Origin of the sequence: uncultured Thermanaerothrix sp., from assembly GCF_938028735.1 — a bacterium.
In the GTDB taxonomy this organism is placed as follows: Bacteria; Chloroflexota; Anaerolineae; order Anaerolineales; family Anaerolineaceae; genus Thermanaerothrix.
In genome coordinates, this window is record NZ_CALIMF010000012.1 from 130,059 (window position 1) to 148,815 (window position 18,757).

The following is an 18,757-nucleotide window of genomic DNA, read 5'->3' on the forward strand; positions in this document are numbered from 1 at the left end:
CCTCAGCGTTTGGGGTGGGCTTTTTGGGCCTGTAGAAGGGCTTGGGTGGCTCCTAGCAGGGCTCCCAACAGAATCAACAAGGTGATCGTGAGACTGCCCCACTGATAAGCGCTCCAAAGCGCCAGGTTTTCACTTCCGACTTTGGGGGTCAGGCGAATATACAAGATGCTTCCTAACAGGCCGGTCAGCACGCCATTTACCTGACCTGACTGCACGTAGGGGATAAGGTAGGGGGCTGCTTGGGCACTGGAAATTATCAAAAAGGGACGTTCGGGGAAAGAGGGGCGCATTTGCTCGATCCACCCGCGGGCGCGTTCTCCGCTATCGGTGATCAGAAGGATAGCATCAAAATCCTGCAGGGAATCAACTCCAATCAGGGGTTGCGTGTCCCATGCGGACTGTCCTTCCAAGGTGGTGGCTATTCCCAGCCGGGGTTGGTACGCGAACGCGGCTAATCCGGCGGTTTCGCCAGCCAGATATCCTAGGTGAACGCTCTGATCAGCAAGCGCGTAATTAGGCACTTGTTGCGCGGCCTCCTGTGCTATGGAAAGCCCTAGGATAGGGGCGCTGGATTGTAGCGGGAGAAACACTAGGCGAGCGTTCTGGCGCATCAGGTCGCTTAGGGCATTGACAGCAGAGATGCGAATTTCGGGCAGAAAACCAGCGTCTATATCCAATCCCACTAGCACACGCGGGTTGGCCTGTTGGGTGGAGAGATTGTTAAGGGTTGTCGTAAAGGCCACCACCTCTGCCGGGAATAATGCTGGGAGATCGCTTAGAGGTGTAGCCGACATCAACCCTGCTATCAGGATGGCGAAGAGTAGCACGGTGATGATGAATCGTAAAATTGGACTGGGGGCTGTAACCAGTTTTTGTGAACGGATGGGAACAGGGGTGCTCTCGGCAGTGACCAGGCTTTCAAGAAGAGCTACATAGGCGCGTTGCTTCTCACTCACACTAAGGCGAACAGCATGAATAGGGGGGCGCGAATAGCGCAGTGCCTCAGGCTCACCTGGTAGTACCCCTGGGAAACCGGCTAATGGTCCACTGGTTTCAATCCGAGTGTCCTCTTCTGGTGTTTGAGGTGGTGCAGGCGCGACGGCTTCAACCGGTCGCATAGCCTCCAACCACTCTGGCAACTGGGTGGTTGGGATGGCGCTCCCCTCGGTCTCCTCAGCAGGGGATCCTTCCTCAGCTAGCCATTCGGGCAATTCACTCTCAATAAATGGGGGGACAATCGTTTCCGGTGAGGGAGCGGTTTCGGTAACACCCTCTTCAATAAAAACAGGAACTTGGTTGGAAAGATCTTCGCCTTCCAGAGTCTCTTCAACCTGGAGGCGATCCAGCCAGGCGGCATAGTCATCTTCGCTGAAGGCAGGGATCGCTTCTGGCACTTCCTCAGGGGTTTCGCTGGTGGTTATAAGATCGGCAAATTGGGCTATTTCTTCTGATGACGAGGGGGATTTAAGAGCACTTGATGATTGATCACCTAGAAGAGAGGACGGGGTTTCTTCGAACCAGGCAGTGATATCCTCGGGGATTTCTGTAAAGGGCGAAATGGTCTCTGGCGATGGAGTGCTTGCTTTATCTGCCTTAACTTCCTGAGCAATGGCCTCAGATACTGGTGGTTCTGCTTCTTTTTCCTCTTCTGAAGGTGTGCGTAAATCGTCGGGCCACTCGGGCAGAATCTCTTCTGTAAAGGGCTCGGATTTAGGGGCAAAAGAGGTAGGAATGGACTCATCCCTCGCTGAAAAGGGCTTCTGGGCTAGAGAGCCTTCTTGCTCTCGGAGTGTTTTTAGCCACTCCGGCAGCTCCTCCTCGCTCAGGCTGGATGAAGACGTGTTTTCAGTAGCATGGGACGTTTCTTCGGTTATCTCCTCGCCCTCGAACCCCCTCGTCCATCCAGAGAGGTCCCCTTGTTCAGGCGGCTCAGGCGGTGTGAAGAGGTCAGCCTGGGCTGCTTCTTCATCTCCCGCGGTGGGTAGCTTTTCTTCTGGATCGGGTGCTAAGAAGGGCTCTTCACTGCTGATAGCTTGAATCTCTTCACGGAGGTCTGCGGTTTTACTTTCCTGACGAAGGGAAAGCAGCCAGTCAGGCAATTCTTCCTCTGGCGATTCGGCTAGTGGTGGGATCAGGGGGCCGGCTTCTTTTAGCCAATCCGGGAGATCTATTTCCGAGTTTGCGGGACTTTCAACCCCAGAGGTTGCCTCAGGGTGAAGAGGCGCATGGCACCACTGGCAGTATTCATTCTCACTGGGATTTGAAGAACCGCATTGGGGACAAACAACGGTGCTCATAGGGCATTTTACTCGCTATATGGACGATCCATGCCAAGCAGAACGCGTAATCCAGTTAGCACGCTTCCCAGGGCAATTCCAAGAAGAATGCCGCGGGCACCTGCTGCCGGCAGGATGTTCAAGGCAGCCAGGACTTCTTTAATTACCTGTGAGGTACCACTGGTCAGGAAAACCCCACTGCCTGCTAGCAGAAACACGATGGTGCTGGCTAGGAAGATTCCGCTCATCCAAGAACGGCGCAGGGCAAACAACCGCACTGCACTGACCACGAAAGTGATGGTAAGTAAGCCTACCAGACTGGCTTCGACCGGGAGTTGTATCGACATGATGAGAGGGCGTACGCGTTCATCGGTTGGGCCAAAGAGCAAACCCAGTGCTGCGGTGAGGATAAAGCCGAGTATGAAGAACAGGCTATAGTAATCGCGTTCCCGGGAGGAACTGATTTTGCGCCAATGGGCTTTGAATAGATTGAGAATAGCAACTAGACCAGCAACGGCTGCCAGGATGATTGACCAGTCTAAAAAGAGCCTACGGATAGGATCAAGCACTGGTAAGGGCAGGAGATAACCCAGCAGGACAATTAATCCAACCCCAATGGCGATAGCGGTTGCTACAGGAGATCTCATAACCACCCAAATACTCCTAGCACAGCACTAAGGACTAGCGCAATAACGGTGCCCCAGCGTAGCAAGTCCTGTACGCGCAGACTGGCCACATGAGCCGGACTGGTTTGCAAGTAGGCCGGAATAGCAAATAGCTCTTCGCCGATCAGGGGCTGTTTTGTGGTAGCGAAAAGCACGGCCTGAGCACTTAGGGAGTCACTAGCCGCCAGTGTGAAGGCATTGTTGCGAACGGCGGCTTCACAGAGCAGACCGATCTCCAGGCCGTAATGCCCAACTATTAGATGGGCTGACACATTTTCGTCATAAGCGATGGGTAGCATCCCCGCTGCATAGGAGAGGGGGGTAACCCCTGTCAATCGTCCGCGTTGAGGGTCATAGAGATCCAGAGCGTTGTTCAGGCGGTAAACTGCCCGCAATGTGCTTTGGCTAAGTAAGGTCAGACTGCCCTCGCCGCTGGTAGCCAATGGTGGCCGGTCACTAACAGAACTAATCGCAGTGATCCGTTCAAGTGCTTGCAATCCGACGAGCGCAGAGGCACTGGTGGGTTGGGTGATACCTGCATGTCCTAAGGTGAGGTGTAAGCGGGTGCCCTCTTCGACGGAAAGACCAAGCACCCGAACTAATTCCGAAAAAGCCGGGATCGGGCGTAAGCCCCAGCGTGAGCGGCGTTTAGGGGGCAAAGCCAAGAAGAAGAGCAGACCTGCACTGATCAAGATGATGACGAGCGCCAAGATGGATAAGAATATACTCATTGGCGGGATTCCTCGAGTAGGAGGTTGATGAACTCACGGTGGGCAGTTTCATCTTCCAGCACGCGCAAGATGGCTTGCCATTGTGAGGAGGTAGATGGGGTGGTAAAGAGGGGAAGACTTCCATAGAGGAACTGGGCGACTAGCCACCGAAACGGCCCCAATGCCTCCAGTAGTACTGCTAATGGCTGTGCCAGCCCCCAGCGCTGGAGATTGTCTGCCCAGGCAACCCAAGGATGGGGCTCATTTACCATGTCATTCAGTATAGCACAAAATATTAGATGACATAGCCTATTCGTTGCTTTTATCTCGGAGCCTAAAGAGGCCTCCAGAGGATTTGCCCTTTACAATTTTGATAGTAATGGCGCAATTCGCGGTTTAGGGCAGCAAAATCGGGCCAGAAGGTGCTCAACTGGGAGCGATAGCAGGCGATGGCCTCGACCCAGGCCTCAAGCGCTTCTGCAGGAAGTTCTAAGGGATAAGGACCGTGAGTGGAAACAGGGCGCATGCTCTCATTACAGTTACGTAGGGCGTAGGGGAAGTCAGCATAGTACCACAGTGCGGGGTGACCCAACCCCTCGGCGGCGGCACGAGTCAGGTGATGGTCAATATGTCCTCCCAGACCCAGAGGACAAACTAGGATAGAGGGGCCCGATAAAGCTGTTGTGAGCCATTCACGCACTGTGGCAACCCAGAGGCGCTCTGATGCAGGGAGGGTGGGCTGAAAAAGATCTTCATCGCTATTTACAATGGGGTGATTGTGCTGGGGATCACGCCGGTAAATGCAATCAGGGAGGGGAAAGTGACGGGGAATAGCACCCACGCGTGCACAGGCTTCTAGGTCCTCCTGACGGCGTGCGGCGATGGCATTGAGGCTGGTTTGCCAGCGCTGATGAAGTTGCTGCGCATAAGCGGAGAGGGGTTCTTCAGGAGGGTCTCCGGCGCAAAGCGTCCAGATCTCCACCTCTGTTCCTTCTCGGGTTTGATACCAAATCCATCCCCCGCATGAGAAGATGGCATCATCAAGATGGGGGGAAAGATAAATCCAGCGCATTGCTGCCTCTAAGCCGCGAAAAATTTTATCATAACCATTTGGGGGCTAGTAGGTATAATATATTGTAAGGAGTGATCATGAGTATTTGGAATCTTCTGTCCCGAAAGCCTTTCCCGCGAGAGCGGCGGTCGGAGGTAGAGCGTCTGATCGAAGAACTGATTCAAATTGGACAGCGCGAGGACTTCCTCTCCGAACGCCCAGGCGGCTCATTCAATGCTCAGTGTAGGCATCGGCGCGCTTGTGAAATTGGTGCTCAATTGCACACCATTGGGGGCATTGCTCTGATGGAGTATGTAGTTAAGCGAGTGCATAAGCGCCTTGGGGCCACGCTAGCCACCCATTTGTCATATGCCTGGACGGATATTGGCGGGTGGGTGCCGTAAGTCTTGACGAATTTGTGAAGCGGATTAAACTAGAAAGACATTGGGGAGTAGCTGCCCAAACTACGGGGCGGGTTATCGTCAGGACGAAGCTTCGGCTTCCGGTAGCCCGCGCAATCAGCGAGACCATCACCAATTGGCGGGATGGTCTTTTTTTGTTTGAATTCGTTTATCATGGGAGAGGATGTATATGGAAGAAAAGCCCTGGTATCAATTGTCGTCTCTTGAGGTTGCCAAGCAGCTAGAAACTGACTTGCGAAACGGTTTGAGCCATGAAGAAGCTCAGCGCCGCCTCGGCGAAGTAGGGCCCAATGAACTGGTGGAGCGGGGATTAAAAAGCCCATGGCGCATCCTGTGGGAGCAACTCACTGGCATCATGGTGGTCATTCTGATTATCTCGGCTATCGTCTCGGCCCTTTTGCACGAATACACCGATGCCCTAGTCATTTTGGTGATTGTTGTGCTCAATGCGCTTTTGGGGTTCTCACAAGAGTATCAAGCCGAGAAGGCCATGGCAGCCCTCAAAAAGATGGCCGTACCAAAGGTTAAAGTGCGCCGTGCGGGGCATCTCATCGAAATCTCGGCACGTGAGTTAGTGCCCGGAGATCTCATTCAATTGGAGGCAGGGGACGCTGTGCCTGCCGATGCCCGACTCATTGAAGCGGTAAATCTACGCGTCCAAGAGGCAGTCCTGACTGGGGAGTCAGAACCGGTGGAAAAGCATGCCGAACCCATTTCTGCCGAGCATCTCCCGGTGGCCGATCAACGGAACATGATCTTTATGGGGACTGTGGTGACCTATGGACGGGGGATGGCCATTGTAGTGAGTACGGGTATGCGCACTGAACTGGGCAAAATTGCGGACATGATCCAGTCGGTAGGGCAGGAACCCACTCCGTTGCAGAAGCGCTTGGAGCAACTAGGACGAGGATTGGCCGTAGCTGCTTTAGGGATTGTGGCTATCGTGTTTGCCTTTGGGGTGCTACGCGGCGAGTCAGTTCGGGTAATGTTTCAGACGGCCATCAGTATGGCAGTAGCGGCTGTACCGGAGGGCTTGCCAGCAGTAGTTACTATTGCGCTGGCGCTAGGGGCTCAGCGAATGCTCAAGCGTAATGCCCTGATCCGCAAATTACCTGCTGTGGAAACACTGGGCTCGGTTACGGTGATTTGTTCAGACAAAACCGGCACCTTGACTGAGAATCGGATGACAGTTACAGTGATTGATGTGGCAGGTCATCGGATTGATTTTCAAGAGGAGGTTAACTATTATCAGCCGCAATCGGACTCAGTTTCGCTGCCACTGGTGACGACTCGCTCTTCGGTAGCTTTGATGTTGATAGGGGGGGCGTTGTGCAACGATGCCACCCTTGAACCGGCTGAAGAAGGCGGGCGGCATGGTTTCGCCGCTGTTGGCGATCCAACCGAGGGGGCGCTGGTAATTGCGGCGGCACAGGCGGGTTTGCTCAAGCAAACTCTGGAAAGCTTCATGCCTCGCGTGCGAGAATGGCCGTTTGACTCCGAGCGGAAGCGCATGAGCACTTTGCATCGGGTGGATTGGCAAAAGGAATGGCCATCAGAACTGAGCGCACTTGAAGAGCCGTTGGCCTCACTTTGGGAAAAACCCGTAGATTACCTTATGCTTACCAAGGGGGCAGTTGATTCTTTGCTTGAGGTATGTGATTGGGTCTGGGTGGATCATCAAGTCAAGCCCCTAGATGCCGGTTGGCGGGAGCGAATTGTCCGCGCCAATGACACGATGGCTCAGAGCGGGATGCGTGTTTTGGGAGTGGCCTTTCGTCCAGTGTGGGAGGAATCTGGAAAAGACCAGGTGAGCGAACTTGAGGAGTCACAGTTGATCTTTGTGGGCATGTTTGGAATGATTGATCCGGCGCGCCCTGAGGTCTTTCAGGCTGTTCAGGTAGCCAAAACAGCTGGAATTCGCCCTGTCATGATTACAGGTGATCACCCCCTTACTGCCTTGCATATCGCACGCGCCTTGCGCATCGCTGAAGATGGGCGCGTGATGACCGGTCAGGAACTAGCGCAGCTTTCTGTGGCCGAACTCGAACAGCAGGTTGAAGAGATACCGGTGTTTGCGCGGGTTTCACCTGAACACAAGCTCAAAATTGTGGAGGCGCTGCAGAATCGTGGGCATATTGTTGCCATGACTGGCGACGGTGTCAATGATGCACCAGCGCTCAAGAAGGCGGATATCGGTGTTGCAATGGGCATTACGGGTACGGATGTCTCTAAAGAAGCTGCGGATATGGTATTGCTTGATGACAATTTTGCTACCATTGTTGCCGCTGTTGAGGAAGGGCGCCGGATCTACGATAACATTCGCAAATTTATCAAATACACACTTACCTCTAACGCAGGTGAAATCTTGGTCATGCTTCTGGGACCGTTTGCGGGGCTCTCTCTGCCCCTCACCCCTCTGCAAATTTTGTGGATTAACCTAGTGACCGATGGGCTACCTGGCCTGGCATTAACCGTCGAACCGGCCGAGCGCGATATTATGCGCCGCAAACCCTTCTCTCCCAAAGAGAATATCTTCGGGCGTGGTCTGGCTTTGAGTGTGCTCTTGGTTGGAATTGAGATGGGTCTTACTTCCTTGCTGGCCGGATTATGGGCGCTCCACACAGGTCGCACCGAATCCTGGCAGACGATGATATTCACCACGTTAACTCTGGCTCAGATGGGAAACGTTCTGGCTATCCGTTCAGACCGTGATCCACTTATGCGTTTGGGACTATTTTCTAACCCACTGCTGCTTGCTTCGGTGGTGTTGACCTTTGCGCTACAAATGGCTGTGATTTATGTGCCATTCCTGCAAGCGATTTTCCGCACGCATCCCTTGCCTCTAGTGGATTTGCTGGTCAGTTTAGCCTTTAGTAGTGTCGTCTTTTTGAGCATTGAAGCGTTAAAATGGGTGCGGTTGTCACGCGAGAAAGCCATCAATCTATCTGCTTGAGGGAGAGGCCCCACATGTTATGGGAATGGTCGCTGCTCCCGCTCACAGCGGAGTGGGGAAGGGAGGGGTTGCAGATAGGGGGGTGTTCGGTGCCTGACTTGGTGAGGGCATACGGCACCCCTCTTTATCTCTACGATGCCGTTACCCTTCGCACCCAGGTGCAAACCCTGGAGGAATTGCTTCGTGAGCATTACCCTGGGGAAGGATTGATCACATATGCCGCCAAGGCGTATTTCTCCCCAGCGCTGGCGCGTAGATTGGTGGCTTTAGGGCTCGGTGTGGACGTGGTTAGTTTAGGTGAGTTTCGTTTGGCCCTACGAGCCGGTTTCCCGCCCACGCATATTCACTTGCATGGTAACAATAAGACGCTGGAGGAGATCGCTTTGGCATTGGAGATGGGAATTCAGGCTATTGTAGTGGATAGCCTGGATGAACTGGAATGGATTGAAACCATTGCGCAGGAGCGGGGCCAGGTGGCGCGTATCTGGTTGCGTATTACGCCCGGCATTGCGACCCATACCCATCCTCACATCCAGACCGCCCATGCACAGAGTAAATTTGGCCTTTACGTAGAGACAGGAGATGCGGCTTTAGCAATCCATAAAGCCCGGCACAGCCCTTGGCTGGATCTGCGGGGTCTCCATACCCATTTGGGTTCTCAGATCCATGATACCGAGCCCTATCAGAGAGCAATTGAGGCCCTGTTTGCTTTAGCCGAGCAGACCGATTATTTGCCCGAAGAGTTTAGCCCAGGGGGTGGGTGGGGAGTGCGTTATCAGCCCGAAGATCCGCCGGACAATCCGTTGCCCTGGGTGCGAGCTATAAGCGAAAGCGTCACTGCAGCCTGCAAGCGCCGCCACTGGCCGTTGCCGCGGTTGGTGATTGAACCAGGGCGCTGGTTAGTTGCTCGGGCAGGTGTGGCCATTTACCAGGTAGGCGCCCAGAAGCGCGCGGCAGATGGGCGGCATATCATAGCAGTGGATGGGGGGATGGCCGACAATCCACGGGTGGCGCTATATGGAGCGCGCTATGTAGCCCTGCCGTTGGGATACGAAAGTTATGAGGGCGATCTTTTACCTAGCCGGGTGGTTGGGCGTTTTTGTGAGTCGGGGGATGTCTTGATCGAAGAAATTGATCTGCCTCCACTTCAGCGTGGAGATCTCTTGGTGATACCCGTTGCTGGTGCCTATCACTTGAGCATGGCGTCAAATTACAATCTAGCCCCTCGCCCAGCGGCACTCTGGTTGGAAGACGGGCGGGCTGAACTTCTGCAGCCCCGTGAGGACCCGCTGGCGTCATTGTGGTGGGGCGATGAGCCGTGATCAGAGTGGTGGGAAGTCTCACCCCCCACCACTCTCAGATCATTTGGGGGTTGGGCTAGCACTCGCTATAGCCGCAGGCGTAGCACTTCCGGCAGCCTTCTTCATTCACTACCGCTGCCTGTCCGCATTCTGGGCACAGGTCTCCAAATTCCAGCAAAGGCTGATGGTTGGACACGAGGGGCTCCGTCTCTGGCGTGGGGGTGGACAAAACAGCGGGCGTGCCACCGCTGGCTTGCGCCCTAAGGCGTTCTTCGCGCTGTTGCAGATATTCATCCAGGATTTGCCCCACGCCATCGGGCAGGGAGCGGACACGATTAGGGCCAAAGCCCAGTGAGCGTCCTCCGCCGATGCCTAATAATTGATCGGCGGCTTCACGCAAGCGCCGTGCCGGCTCAATTGGCGAGGCCAGGCGCAAGATGTAAGAGAGAAGTCGTCCAATCGCCTCGGAGACGGCAGCGGTGTCAGAACCGGCTTTGGCTGTGTTGACGAAGACTTCGAAGGGCTGTGCCTCTCCGTTCTCGTTGATGGTGATAAACGCTTTGCCAAGGGGTGTTTGAATAGAGTAGGTGAAGCCAGGTAGGTAGCGCGGGCGGGGCTTCTTGAGATCGTGCCAGATGGGCAATTGTTGAGGGGGTTCGGCGCGTGGGGCGGCTTCGGCTTGCTTCTTCTTCTCAGCAGTAGCCAGCGTTTCTAGGACAACTTTCTCGCGTGAGCCTGTGACGTAAACGGTCAGGCCTTTGCAACCTAGCTTCCAGGCCAACATATAGGCTGTGGCAACGTCTTCTTCGGTAGCATGCTCAGGAAAGTTGATGGTTTTTGAGATGGAGTTATCCACGAAGGCCTGTAAGGTGGCTTGCATCCGTACGTGCTCCTCCGCCGTAATATCGGAAGCCACAACGAAAACGTTGCGGATATGTTCGGGTACGTCTGGGATATGCTGGCAGGTGCCCTCTTTTAGCACACGTTCAAAGATTTCGCGGCGCTTTTCCTCTGGAATCCCCGCCTTGCGCAGGGCTTCTTCAAAGCGGGGGCTGGCATAAGTCAATTGCAAGTCTTTACCATTATCGTTGACGTGGCGAATGTACGCCAGCGCAAAGACCGGTTCACAGCCGTAACCCTCACAGCCGGCTACAGTGGCAATAGTACCGGTAGGGGCGATGGTGGTTTGGGCCGCATTACGAATGCCATGTTGCCGGATGCCCTCCACCACTTCGTTCCAATCCAGGGGAGGGCGCCCCCAATCGCGTTGGTAAGGCACTAGTGGCTGAGGTGGGGTCCAAGTCAGGTTTTCTGGATCATAAATGCTGCCCTTAATGGCCGGGAAAGGCCCGCGTTGACGTGCCAGTTCAATGCTCGTCTTCATGGCATGGAAGCGGATGAACTCCATGACCTGAGCGGCAAATTCTTGACCCTCTTCTGAGCCATACCGCACGCCAACGTGATACATTAGGTCCGCCAATCCCATAATACCTAGCCCGATGCGGCGTGCGCGGTGGGCGGATTCCTTAAGCTGGGGCACGGCGGGAACATAAGCATTAGCCTCAACCACATCGTCCAGAAAACGCGTGGCGGTGATAACAGATTGGCGCAGGGCCTCCCAATCCACCGAGCCATTGGGACCACAATGCTCGTTCAGATTGACAGAGCCCAGACAGCAGTTTTCATAAGGGCCAAGCCACTGCTCGCCACAGGGATTGGTTGCCTCTAGCGGGTAGAGATGAGGCACCGGATTGGAACGATTGGCAGTATCCAGGAATAACACCCCAGGTTCACCGTTGTGGTGGGCCTGTTTGACCATTTTGTTGAAAAGGTCCCGCGCCCGCACACGGCGGTACGTTACAATCGGAACGCCTGCGGCTTCGAGTTGCTCCAATGTCCCTTTCACCTCGCGGTAGCGTGGAGAACGCACATCGGGGAACCGTAATTCCCATTCTTCATCGTTTTCAACCGCGCGCATAAAGGCATCGGTGATGCCTACGGAGATATTGAAATTGGTAATGGCGTTCTCATCTGTCTTGCAGGTGATGAATTCCTCAATATCTGGGTGATCCACCCGCAATACACCCATGTTGGCGCCCCGACGGGTACCTCCTTGAGCAATCTCGCCAAAGGCATGATCATAGACGCGTAGGAAGCCCACAGGCCCGGTCGCCTGGCCGGCAGAAGATTTCACCAACGCACCTTTGGGGCGTAGCCGTGAGAATGAGAAGCCGTTTCCGCCTCCAGTTTGCTGGATGAGCGCAGCATTACGGAGGGTTTGGAAGATTCCATCGGGTTCACGCCCCATATCATCGCTAATGGGTAGGACAAAACAAGCAGCCAGTTGTCCCAGGGGGGTGCCGGCACCAGTGAAGGTGGGGGAGTTGGGGAAGAACTTCTTTGAAGTCAGCAGAAGGTAGAACTCGCGCGCCGATTGCATGACATCGCCACCCCAATTCTCTTCCACTTTGGCGACATGGTAAGCCACACGCCAAAACATTTCTTCCACGCTCTCGACGGGCTGCCCGTCTTCTCCTCGACGGACATAGCGCCGAATGAGCACCTGACGAGCGTTCTCCGTGAGGTGCACGGGAGGTAAATCAGCGGGCAGGGGTGGGGTGGGTAAGAGACCGTTTTTGGTGGGGGTGTGATTCTTGGTTGCCATGAGAACTCCTTTTATCCTTCTAAAAGTCGGTCAATCTCTTCACGAATGGCTCTCAAGTCGTTAAGGTTAAGATAGACAATAGCATAGCGGATATAAGCGATCTGGTCCAAGTCTTTTAGCCCGGCGATGACCATGTCGCCAATTACGCGGGAGGGTACTTCCGCTCGTCCCATCTGCTGGAGGGACGATTCGATTTCACCAACCAGACGCTCAATCTCGGCTGCTGAAACAGGGCGCTTAGCGCAAGCAATACGGATTCCCCGCATCAGTTTTTCGCGGTCAAATTCTTCCCGTGTGCCATCTTTCTTGACCACCAGGGGAGTGGCCAGGATGGGACGCTCATAAGTGCTAAAACGCTGGTGGCACTTTTCGCACTCGCGGCGGCGGCGAATTCCGCCGCGCTGGTCGTGGGTAGTATCGAGAACCCGGGTGTATTCGTTATGGCAATAGGGACAACGCAAGGATGAATACCTCCGAAAGCATCTTGATGAAAAGGCGCTAGTGAGGCATTAGCCGAGTGCAGACATAAATTGTGCATCCACCAGGTTTTACTCACCACCCTTGAAGACTAGGCCCTGAGTAAACCCAGGCCAGCACTCTAGCAAATGAGACCCCCTATATGTGGGGGTTCTCGATTAACGTTGCCGTACATTTGCTGGTGTAATTTTAGCACATCTTTTGAGGATATGCAATATACTTTGGTCAACGCCAACCTTAAAATTCTGGGTTTCATGATGCACCAGATCTCGGGCGTTTATTTGGCATTAGGTAGATAGAATGCCTTGATCTTGCCCATAGGTGGGGGATGATAGGTTCTGTATAGAGAGGGGTAAAACAGAAGGGCTGCTCGCCGGAGGAACAAGCAGCCCCCAAAACAGAGGAGCGACTAATTGCCACACAGGCGCACTGAGTTGAGGGTCTGGGTAAGACCCCTTCCTCAGGCCATTACCTTAGAGTAGTAGCATGATTTACAGCAAAAGATAATTCAAGCCGGCTTTAGGTTGCCACTCCAGCCAGGCATTACCGCTGAATGCGCTTACGTAGAAACGCGGGCACGTTCAGATCCTCTGTGTTAATAACATGGGGTTGAAACTCCGTTGGCGAGGGTGGGGGTGTGGAAGGTCGAGGTTCAGGTCGGGTAGGGGTAGGGCGGGCGGGCACCTGACCTTCCTCAAGCCGGTTTGGGCGAGGTTCTATCATTGGTGCACGCATTGCAGGGCGGTCAAACCCTGTGGCGATCACCGTAATGCGAATCTCATCACCCATGTTCGGGTCAATGACAGCACCGAAGATGAGATTGCAGTCGGGATGTGCAGTTTCCTTGATGATCGCCGCTGCCTGATTGACCTCGAAAAGGGTGAGGCCTGGACCACCGGTGATGTTGAATAGGATGCCCCGCGCCCCGTCAATGGTAATGTCGAGCAACTGGCTAGAGATTGCCTGCTCGGCAGCCACTCGGGCACGGTCTTCGCCAGAGGCACGCCCTACGGCCATCAGCGCTGCACCACCCTCAGACATGATGGCTTTGACATCGGCAAAGTCTAGGTTGATCAGGCCGGGTACGGTGATAAGTTCGGAGATTCCTTGGATGCCCTGACGCAAAACATCATCCGCAATGCGGAAAGCCTCAATGATGCCGATTTTCTTATCTACAATCTGCAACAGGCGATCGTTAGGGATGACAATCAGCGTGTCGGCGTGCTCTTTGAGTTTAGCAATACCAGCTTCGGCAGCCTGAGCGCGTTTACTACCCTCGAAGGCAAAGGGGCGGGTAACTACACCGATGGTAAGTGCGCCCACCTCTTTAGCAATTTGGGCTACGACTGGCGCAGCGCCGGTACCAGTCCCGCCTCCTAACCCGGCGGTGACAAAGACCATATCGCTGCCCTTAAGGACGTTGTACAGTTCCTCAGCAGACTCCTCCGCAGCTTTGCGGCCCACTTCGGGATTTCCGCCCGCGCCGAGCCCCCGGGTGAGCTTATCACCAATGCGCACCCGAGTGGGGGCTTTAGAAAGCAACAAATCCTGGGCATCCGTGTTAACCGCAACGAACTCGATTCCAGTTAGTCCTTCTTCGATCATCCGGTCAACGGCGTTGCAACCACCGCCGCCAACCCCTATCACCTTGATGCGGGCAAAAGATTCGGGTACGGGATTGTTGATTGTGTCCATGGTTTTTTCCTCCGGTGACTTGATTTTAGCCTGTTAAGCGTAGGTATGTCGCTCCTTGGATCTACAGGTTTCAGGGTAAAAGACGTCGTAAAAAGTTCTTTAAGGTCTCAGAGTTGATGCCACCTCCTCGAAATAGGGTATGTTTGCGTGGGGTTGGGGTTGCTTCACTGAGCAGCAGTGCCCAGTGGAGCAGGCCAACGCTTGTGGAATAGGCGGGGGATTGCAATTGATCGGTCAGGCCCACCAAGTTTTCGGGCTTAGCAACCCGTACCGGCAGGCCCAGCACTGAACTGGCAAGGTTGCGAATGCCCGGTAACAGCGCCGTTCCCCCCGTCAACACCATGCCGGCAGGCAGGAGTCCATCGTAGCCCGAGCGCTTGATCTCCTCCAACACAAAGAGGAAGATCTCTTCCACCCGCGCCTCGATAATGTGAGCCAGTTCGCGTCGGCTGACCTGGACGGGGTACTCCTGCCCAAAAGTGCGCAGTGTCAAAATCTCCTCCTCACTTACCTCATTTTCAACAGCGTGACCGTACTGTTTTTTGACCTCTTCGGCTTGGGGCAGGGGGAGGCGTAAACCATGAGCGATATCTGAGGTGATATGATTGCCTCCTAACGCTAGTACCATGGTGTGCCAGACGTCGCCATCTATGTAAATGGCTAAATCGGTTGTTCCTCCACCGATGTCGCACACCACAACCCCCATTTGTCGCTCGGTTTCCGTAAGCACCACTTCGCCTGAGGCCAGGGGATTAAGGACAAAATGAGACACTTGGACCCCTGCCGCTTCAACACATTGGCGAATGTTCTCTACCGTGGATTCAGCGGCGGTGATGATGTGGGCCTCAACCTCCAAACGGTAACCGTGCATGCCAATGGGGTTGCGAATACCGTCTTGTCCATCCACGACAAAACCCCGTTGGATCACGTGAATGATTTGACGGTTGTGGGGGATGGCAATAGCCTGAGCTGAGTCGAGCGCTCGAGCAATATCTTCTTGGTCAATAACCCCGCCCGATATTCCTACTACTCCCCGGCTGTTGACCGAGGCAACGTGAGAGCCGGCCAGGCTGACCAATGCAGAGGTAATTTCTAGCCCTGAGGTGCGTTGGGCCTTTTCGATTGAGCGGGCAATGGCAGTTGAGGCAGCTCCTAAATCTACCACTGCCCCCTTGCGGATCCCCTGGGATGGCTCAATGCCTACGCCGAGGATGCGTAAATTTCGCTCTCCCTCAACTCTTGCCACGAGGGTACAGACTTTGGTCGTGCCGATGTCAATTCCTACAACAATTGGTTCATCCATAGCCGTGCTCCAAAACCCTTACTTATAGAAGGGGGCCTGCAGATATTCCAGGCTGATTACCTGGGGATGAAGGCCTCGCTGTTGGATTTGCGCGAGGATGATTTGATATAACTGCATTTTGGCCTCCAAGTCATCCAGGGTATTTCCGAGTAATACCTGCCAGCCATTGGGGTCCTGCCAGCCAAAGCCAATTTCACTATCGTAGACTAGGGGGGTCCCGGGTGAAAGACGCTGCCGCAAATTTAAAATAGCCTGTACAAATTGAGCATTTGTGCGTTTTCCCCACGCTTCGGGCGGATTAAGGGATGCGTTTGTACTGTTCAGACCATCGGAATTCATCAGCGGCGGCAGGGCGTTTGCCGTAACCAGGGGGAGTTCTCCCGCTTCTCCGCGCGGGCGTAGGATGACGCCCTCGGGATCGAGCCAGTAAGTATCGCTGCCCACTTGCCAAGCCAGTGCAGGTTGACGCTCAACCGCTGTAAGAATTAGGCGGGCCGGGAAGAGTAAACGAATGCGGATATCTTTTAGTTCAGGGAACGCGGCTTCCAATTCCAACTTAAGTGTCTGGATGTCTAGTGCGACTGCCGGTTTGCCGGTAATTCCCAGCACAGCCTGAAGGTCAGCGGACGTGAGCCGCTGCAGGCCAACAGCCTCGATGCGTTGTACCTGGAATGTAGGGGAGTTGAATAACGTGTAGAGGATTAAGGCCATTAGGACTGCAATCATTCCAGAGAGGAGACGCCAACCCGGGTTGACTAGAGGCATTGCAGGCATGCGCAGCTCAGCACCACTAACTCCTAGAGTAATATAGTATTGTCGGCGCACCTTGGCAGTGGGCAGGGAGCGAGTGGGTGAAGACGCAGACGTAGCCATGCCTCGCGCGATGACCACAGGTCTGCGCTCGCGGCGGGCTACCGATTGCTTGGCACGCTGAACGCGTTTTTGGGTGGTTTGAGCGCGGCGCTGACGTACCAGATCGGCGCGGCTAGGCGTGGTCTTCTCCGTGCCCTTCATCCCTCCCTCCGGTAGACGTATTGTGTCCGATCCCGTTCGGCCTTACGTTCGAGCGCTAACGTGATGAGGCGATCCAGTAGTTGAGAATAGGGCAATCCACTGGCTTCCCACAATTTGGGGTACATGCTGATCTCAGTAAACCCTGGCAATGTGTTGATCTCACTGATGTACACCCTCTGCGTTTGGGGATCGAGTAGAAAGTCCACACGGGCCATGCCGGCGCAATCCACAGCCCGATAGGCTGCCACAGCCAGACGGCGGACTTCTTGGCTGAGGGTCTCTGGTAAGGGAGCGGGGATGAGCAATTGGGTGCCGCTGTTTAGATATTTTGAGGCATAAGAATAGAATTCTTCGTCTGGCACTACTTCCCCTGGGACAGAGGCGATAGGTTGTTCATTCCCCAAAACGCTGACCTCAATCTCGCGAGCCCGGTCAATGCCTCGTTCTATAAGGATGCGACGATCATAGCGCGCTGCTTCTTCTAGCCCTTCCACGAGTTCGGCACGATTGTGACATTTGGTAATCCCTACTGAGGAGCCCAAATTGACCGGCTTGGTGAAAAGTGGATAGGGAGCCAGAGCCTCAGCGGCTTCAATCACGTGGGTTCGATCATTTTCAATCTCAGCCCGAGTAAAGACCAAATATTCAACCACTGGAAGATGGTGAGCCTGCATGATTTGTTTGAAGAGAGCTTTGTCCATGCCCAGCGCTGAGGCGGTTACCCCCGCCCCAACATAGGCTACCCCTGCCAGTTCCAGCAAACCTTGGAGGGTCCCATCTTCGCCAAAGGTGCCATGTAGCACTGGGAAAACGACGTCCAGATCTGTGTAGGGTTTGAGCGCAATATGATCGCCCTGTATCTCGCGCACGTACAAATGCGGGTGACCCGGTTCGGGCAACAAGCATGCACGCTTGAGGTGTTCGGTTTGGTGCCGTTCCAGTGCTTCCAGTACGTTCTCGCCGGTTACCCATTCTCCCTCTAGAGTGATGCCAATTTGGATTACATCGTACTTTTGAGGATCGAGTGCCTGGAGCACCGAGCGTGCTGAGCGCAGGGAAACCTCGTGTTCACCTGATCTGCCACCGAAAATAACGCCAACCCGTTTCTTCATCTCACTTCCTCTATTCATGGGAGGTTGTGCTTTCATCTTCCCAATCTCCAATCCGTTCGATCTCCAATTCCAGATGGAGGCCAAAGGTTTCAAAAACTTTCTGCCGCACCAAGCAAATCAGATGCCAGTAATCACTGGCTGTGGCGCCTTCGTAAGCAATGAAAAAGTTTGCATGGATTGGGCTGACCTCTACGCCACCAACTCGAGTACCTTTCAGCCCAGCCTGTTCGATCAGCCGACCCGCGTAATTACCAGGTGGATTCTTGAAAACTGAACCCATGCTGGCGCCAGGGGGCTGTGTGCGCTTCCGATAGGCGATGAAAGCCTCCATTTGGGCCTGAACGTTCTCGCGTGTGTTTCTGCTTAGCCTCAATAGCCCACTCAAGATTACTGCCTCACCAGGATGCTTCTTTAAGTAACTGGTGCGATAACCGTATTCCAGGCGCTCGCATGGCCAAATGGCTTTTCCATGTTCACGATGCAAGATTTCTGCCAGAATCAAGGTTCCTGCCATGTCCTGCCCATGGGCACCGGCGTTCCCATAGATGGCCCCGCCAACCGTGCCGGGAATTGTGGCAGCCCATTCCAATCCGCTTAACCCGTGGCGGGCGAGGGTGCGGGCGATAAGGCCCAGGCTGGCCCCCGACTCCGCCCACACGGTAGGGGGCTCCTGCTCGGTGTGGATATCAAAGCGCTGAGCCCGGTTGAGGATCACCACTTCGCGGACGCCTCGGTCGCTTATCAGCACATTGGCTCCGCTGCCCAGAATCACAAAGGGTACCTCAAGGTCCCAAAGATGGCGTGCAGAAGTTTCCAGTTCTTCGGCGCTCTGCACGGTCAGCACGAAGTCACCCTTTCCCCCAACGCGGGCAGATGTGTAATTGGCTAGGGGAACATCTTGACGCAGTCGTTCACCGAATAGGCTACGCAGGTCGCGAATTTGTTCTTTGGATAACTGACGTGAGACCGGCATAAGCACCTTGTAGGACTTCATAAGGCTTTGATACAGGCGATCAACCGTTCAAGGATCTCCACTTGAAGGAGCTGTGAGGAGGTCTCTGAAACAGGGGGCGCCGTGTTAGAAAGGCTATTCTGGTGTGGCGTTAGTAACTC

General features: G+C 54.5%; 15 protein-coding genes. 3 read left to right on the plus strand and 12 right to left on the minus strand.

Annotated features, from left to right (window positions below):
* Positions 1 to 2 precede the first annotated feature (2 nt).
* From Q0721_RS07065 to Q0721_RS07085, 5 genes are all read right to left on the minus strand, one after another.
* Entirely contained in the window at positions 3 to 2,297 is a 2,295-nt protein-coding gene (locus Q0721_RS07065) for a hypothetical protein (protein ID WP_299027448.1), read from the minus strand.
* Positions 2,298 to 2,305: 8 nt separating this feature from the next.
* A complete protein-coding gene (locus Q0721_RS07070) occupies positions 2,306 to 2,923 on the minus strand; it encodes a hypothetical protein (RefSeq protein WP_299027451.1) in 618 nt (205 codons plus the stop codon).
* Positions 2,920 to 3,672 (minus strand): DUF6754 domain-containing protein, encoded by a 753-nt coding sequence (locus Q0721_RS07075; protein ID WP_299027454.1) that lies wholly within the window; start codon positions 3,670 to 3,672, stop codon positions 2,920 to 2,922. Before Q0721_RS07075 ends, Q0721_RS07070 begins: the two co-directional genes overlap by 4 nt.
* On the minus strand, positions 3,669 to 3,923 hold the full coding sequence (locus tag Q0721_RS07080) for a hypothetical protein (RefSeq protein WP_299027457.1): 255 nt from the start codon (positions 3,921 to 3,923) through the stop codon (positions 3,669 to 3,671). The genes Q0721_RS07075 and Q0721_RS07080 overlap by 4 nt, the downstream gene beginning before the upstream one ends.
* 62 nt (positions 3,924 to 3,985) lie before the next feature.
* Positions 3,986 to 4,723 (minus strand): PIG-L family deacetylase, encoded by a 738-nt coding sequence (locus Q0721_RS07085; protein WP_299027460.1) that lies wholly within the window; start codon positions 4,721 to 4,723, stop codon positions 3,986 to 3,988.
* A gap of 77 nt (positions 4,724 to 4,800) precedes the next feature.
* Here Q0721_RS07085 and Q0721_RS07090 point away from each other — a divergent pair, with 77 nt between their 5' ends.
* The 3 genes from Q0721_RS07090 (at position 4,801) to lysA (ending at position 9,399) form a co-directional block, all read left to right on the plus strand.
* Positions 4,801 to 5,106 (plus strand): hypothetical protein, encoded by a 306-nt coding sequence (locus Q0721_RS07090; RefSeq protein WP_299027463.1) that lies wholly within the window; start codon positions 4,801 to 4,803, stop codon positions 5,104 to 5,106.
* A 187-nt stretch (positions 5,107 to 5,293) separates the two neighbouring features.
* On the plus strand, positions 5,294 to 8,077 hold the full coding sequence (locus tag Q0721_RS07095) for a cation-translocating P-type ATPase (protein ID WP_299027468.1): 2,784 nt from the start codon (positions 5,294 to 5,296) through the stop codon (positions 8,075 to 8,077).
* 14 nt (positions 8,078 to 8,091) lie between these two features.
* Entirely contained in the window at positions 8,092 to 9,399 is a 1,308-nt protein-coding gene (lysA, locus tag Q0721_RS07100) for a diaminopimelate decarboxylase (protein WP_299027471.1), read from the plus strand.
* A 55-nt stretch (positions 9,400 to 9,454) separates the two neighbouring features.
* Here the strand turns inward: lysA and Q0721_RS07105 are convergent, their stop codons facing one another.
* From Q0721_RS07105 to murB, 7 genes are all read right to left on the minus strand, one after another.
* Complete coding sequence (locus tag Q0721_RS07105; RefSeq protein WP_299027474.1) at positions 9,455 to 12,043, minus strand: adenosylcobalamin-dependent ribonucleoside-diphosphate reductase; 2,589 nt, start codon at positions 12,041 to 12,043, stop codon at positions 9,455 to 9,457.
* A gap of 11 nt (positions 12,044 to 12,054) precedes the next feature.
* Positions 12,055 to 12,504, minus strand: coding sequence for a transcriptional regulator NrdR (gene nrdR, locus Q0721_RS07110; protein WP_299027477.1), 450 nt, complete (start codon positions 12,502 to 12,504; stop codon positions 12,055 to 12,057).
* A gap of 559 nt (positions 12,505 to 13,063) precedes the next feature.
* Positions 13,064 to 14,215 carry a cell division protein FtsZ gene (gene ftsZ, locus Q0721_RS07115; RefSeq protein WP_299027480.1) on the minus strand — a complete coding sequence of 384 codons (1,152 nt, stop codon included), beginning with the start codon at positions 14,213 to 14,215 and terminating at the stop codon, positions 13,064 to 13,066.
* Between the two features lie 70 nt (positions 14,216 to 14,285).
* Complete coding sequence (gene ftsA, locus Q0721_RS07120) at positions 14,286 to 15,518, minus strand: cell division protein FtsA (protein ID WP_299027482.1); 1,233 nt, start codon at positions 15,516 to 15,518, stop codon at positions 14,286 to 14,288.
* A gap of 18 nt (positions 15,519 to 15,536) precedes the next feature.
* On the minus strand, positions 15,537 to 16,532 hold the full coding sequence (locus tag Q0721_RS07125; protein ID WP_299027485.1) for an FtsQ-type POTRA domain-containing protein: 996 nt from the start codon (positions 16,530 to 16,532) through the stop codon (positions 15,537 to 15,539).
* Entirely contained in the window at positions 16,529 to 17,644 is a 1,116-nt protein-coding gene (locus tag Q0721_RS07130; protein ID WP_299027488.1) for a D-alanine--D-alanine ligase family protein, read from the minus strand. Before Q0721_RS07130 ends, Q0721_RS07125 begins: the two co-directional genes overlap by 4 nt.
* Before the next feature lie 10 nt (positions 17,645 to 17,654).
* On the minus strand, positions 17,655 to 18,638 hold the full coding sequence (gene murB / locus Q0721_RS07135; protein ID WP_299027491.1) for a UDP-N-acetylmuramate dehydrogenase: 984 nt from the start codon (positions 18,636 to 18,638) through the stop codon (positions 17,655 to 17,657).
* Positions 18,639 to 18,757: the final 119 nt, after the last annotated feature.

Excerpts from the sequence above, each read along its gene's own strand:
- Q0721_RS07130 (WP_299027488.1), bottom strand. The coding sequence starts at position 17,644 with ATGAAGAAACGGGTTGGCGTTATTTTCGGTGGCAGATCAGGTGAACAC.
- ftsZ (WP_299027480.1), bottom strand. The coding sequence starts at position 14,215 with ATGGACACAATCAACAATCCCGTACCCGAATCTTTTGCCCGCATCAAG.
- Q0721_RS07070 (WP_299027451.1), bottom strand. The coding sequence starts at position 2,923 with ATGAGATCTCCTGTAGCAACCGCTATCGCCATTGGGGTTGGATTAATT.
- lysA (WP_299027471.1), top strand. The coding sequence starts at position 8,092 with ATGTTATGGGAATGGTCGCTGCTCCCGCTCACAGCGGAGTGGGGAAGG.
- ftsA (WP_299027482.1), bottom strand. The coding sequence starts at position 15,518 with ATGGATGAACCAATTGTTGTAGGAATTGACATCGGCACGACCAAAGTC.
- Q0721_RS07090 (WP_299027463.1), top strand. The coding sequence starts at position 4,801 with ATGAGTATTTGGAATCTTCTGTCCCGAAAGCCTTTCCCGCGAGAGCGG.
- Q0721_RS07075 (WP_299027454.1), bottom strand. The coding sequence starts at position 3,672 with ATGAGTATATTCTTATCCATCTTGGCGCTCGTCATCATCTTGATCAGT.
- Q0721_RS07105 (WP_299027474.1), bottom strand. The coding sequence starts at position 12,043 with ATGGCAACCAAGAATCACACCCCCACCAAAAACGGTCTCTTACCCACC.
- Q0721_RS07080 (WP_299027457.1), bottom strand. The coding sequence starts at position 3,923 with ATGGTAAATGAGCCCCATCCTTGGGTTGCCTGGGCAGACAATCTCCAG.
- murB (WP_299027491.1), bottom strand. The coding sequence starts at position 18,638 with ATGAAGTCCTACAAGGTGCTTATGCCGGTCTCACGTCAGTTATCCAAA.
- Q0721_RS07065 (WP_299027448.1), bottom strand. The coding sequence starts at position 2,297 with ATGAGCACCGTTGTTTGTCCCCAATGCGGTTCTTCAAATCCCAGTGAG.
- Q0721_RS07085 (WP_299027460.1), bottom strand. The coding sequence starts at position 4,723 with ATGCGCTGGATTTATCTTTCCCCCCATCTTGATGATGCCATCTTCTCA.
- Q0721_RS07095 (WP_299027468.1), top strand. The coding sequence starts at position 5,294 with ATGGAAGAAAAGCCCTGGTATCAATTGTCGTCTCTTGAGGTTGCCAAG.
- Q0721_RS07125 (WP_299027485.1), bottom strand. The coding sequence starts at position 16,532 with ATGAAGGGCACGGAGAAGACCACGCCTAGCCGCGCCGATCTGGTACGT.